Annotated in this window: 2 protein-coding genes; both read left to right on the top strand. The window is 33.5% G+C overall.

The genetic code is table 11. The features are described 5' to 3' along the window. Positions 1-1,140 (top strand): gliding motility-associated C-terminal domain-containing protein (locus ACSV4D_RS18050; RefSeq protein WP_439229383.1); only part of this gene is annotated, 1,140 nt, incomplete at its 5' end. Between the two features lie 60 nt (positions 1,141-1,200). Next, a complete protein-coding gene (locus tag ACSV4D_RS18045) occupies positions 1,201-2,112 on the top strand; it encodes a PorP/SprF family type IX secretion system membrane protein (RefSeq protein ID WP_439229382.1) in 912 nt (303 codons plus the stop codon). Positions 2,113-2,196 lie beyond the last annotated feature (84 nt).

The following is a 2,196-nucleotide window of genomic DNA, read 5'->3' as shown; positions in this document are numbered from 1 at the left end:
ATTACCTGGACTTTTGATGATGGTAATGGAAATATCGAAACAGCTACTCAAAATGTAATTGTTAAAGATGTTACTAAGCCGGTTATCACTACATTACCAACATCCTCAACAATATATTGTCCAAATTTACCAGTATTTGTAACTCCTACTGCAACGGATAACTGTACGGTAATAAGTTTAACATCAGAAGACGTTAGAACAAATGGTTCTTGTGTAGGTACTTATTCTATAACCAGAACATGGACTGCAACTGATGCCGGAGGCAATATAACAAAAGCTTCACAAACAATAAATGTAGAAGACAATACAGCTCCTGTACCAACAACAGAATTTCAAACTGTAATCAATACCACTTGTGCTGCAGTTCCAGAAATACCTGTACTAACATTTGTAGATGGTTGCTCTGAAATTGCTCCTACAGTTGTTTTTACTGAAAATATTATAAACAACACTGAAACTTCTTATTCTATTGTTAGAAAATGGAACGTTAAAGATGCTTGTAACAATGCTATTGATTACATTCAAACGGTAAACGTAGATATTATTACGAATGTTACAACAATTACTGTTCCTGAATTTATCAACAGTATTAATGCAACTCAGGTGGATTTAACGACTTACCTACCACAAGATGCTCCATCAAACGGAACCTGGGTGGATATTAATAACTCAGGGATATTAAACGGAAGTATTCTAGATCCTAACAATGCTGCAACCGGAGATTATACTTTCCAATACAACATTGAAACAGAAACTTGTCCTATAAGCTATGTAATTAATCTAAAAATTGATCAGAGTTTTGTCTTAGGTTGTGGAACTATATTTATTCATAATGCATTCACTCCAAATGGTGATAATTTAAATGAAAAATTTGTAATTGATAATATCGATGATACACTATGTTACCCTGAAAACTCTGTAGAGATTTACAACAGATGGGGAATACTGGTTTATGAAGCCAAAGGATATAACAATGAAGATGTCTCATTCAAAGGTTTCTCTGAAGGCAGAGTTACCGTAGACAAATCGGCCGGATTACCTACAGGGACTTACTTTTATATTTTGAATTATACATCCGTTGGTTTACAAAATGAAATTATAGCTAACAAAAAGCAAGGGTACTTATACCTTTCCAGATAATAAACTCAAATCTAATTACCAGAGGTTTACATTAAACCTCTGGTTATAAAATCAAGTCAGATGAAAACAAAATTACTACTAATCAGTCTAATGTTTACAATAGTAGCAAGTTATGCACAACAGGATGCACAATTTACTCAATATATGTATAACACTATAAATGTAAATCCTGCTTATGCCGGATCCAGAGGAGCAATGAGTATATTTGCCTTACACCGTACGCAATGGGTTGGATTAGATGGGGCACCAACTACAAATGCTGTTTCGATCAACACCCCTTTTAACAACAGCAGATTGGGTTTAGGTATATCTATCATTAATGATAAAATAGGACCTACACATGAAAACACCATCGCTGCCGATTTATCATATACTATTCCTACTTCTGAAAATGTTAAACTTTCTTTTGGTATAAAAGCTACTGGTAATTTATTTGATCTTGATCCTGACAGACTAACTCCTGAACAGGCCGGAGATTCTAAATTACAGGGTTTTAATAATAAGTTTACCCCTAATTTTGGAGCTGGTGTTTATCTTCATTCTGATAAAGCTTATCTGGGATTCTCCGTTCCTAATTTTATTGAATCAAATCGATACGATGATAATGATGTAGCGCTCTTTAAAGAAAAAATGACGTATTATTTAATTGCCGGTTATGTAATGGATTTAAATTATAATCTGAAATTCAAACCCGCTTTACTCACTAAAATGGTTCAGGGAGCTCCTTTGCAAGTAGATGTTTCAGGAAACTTTATGTTCAATGACAAATTTACCCTCGGACTTGCTTATCGTTGGAGTGCTTCTGTAAGTGCAATGGCTGGGTTTCAAGTATCTGATGCCTTATACATCGGTTACGGTTATGATTTAGAAACTACCAAATTAGATAATTACAATTCTGGTTCGCATGAAATTTTCTTGAGATATGAAATTTTCAAAAACAATAATAAGATTACAACTCCAAGATTCTTCTAAAAATAAGTATCATGAAAAAAAATATACTCTTTTATATAGCTATGATAAGTGTTTTTTCTGCAAACATTTATGCTCAGAAAGCCA

The organism is Flavobacterium sp. ARAG 55.4, from assembly GCF_051846875.1.
GTDB lineage: Bacteria > Bacteroidota > Bacteroidia > Flavobacteriales > Flavobacteriaceae > Flavobacterium > Flavobacterium plantiphilum.
This window is presented reverse-complemented; position numbering and strand designations above follow the sequence as displayed.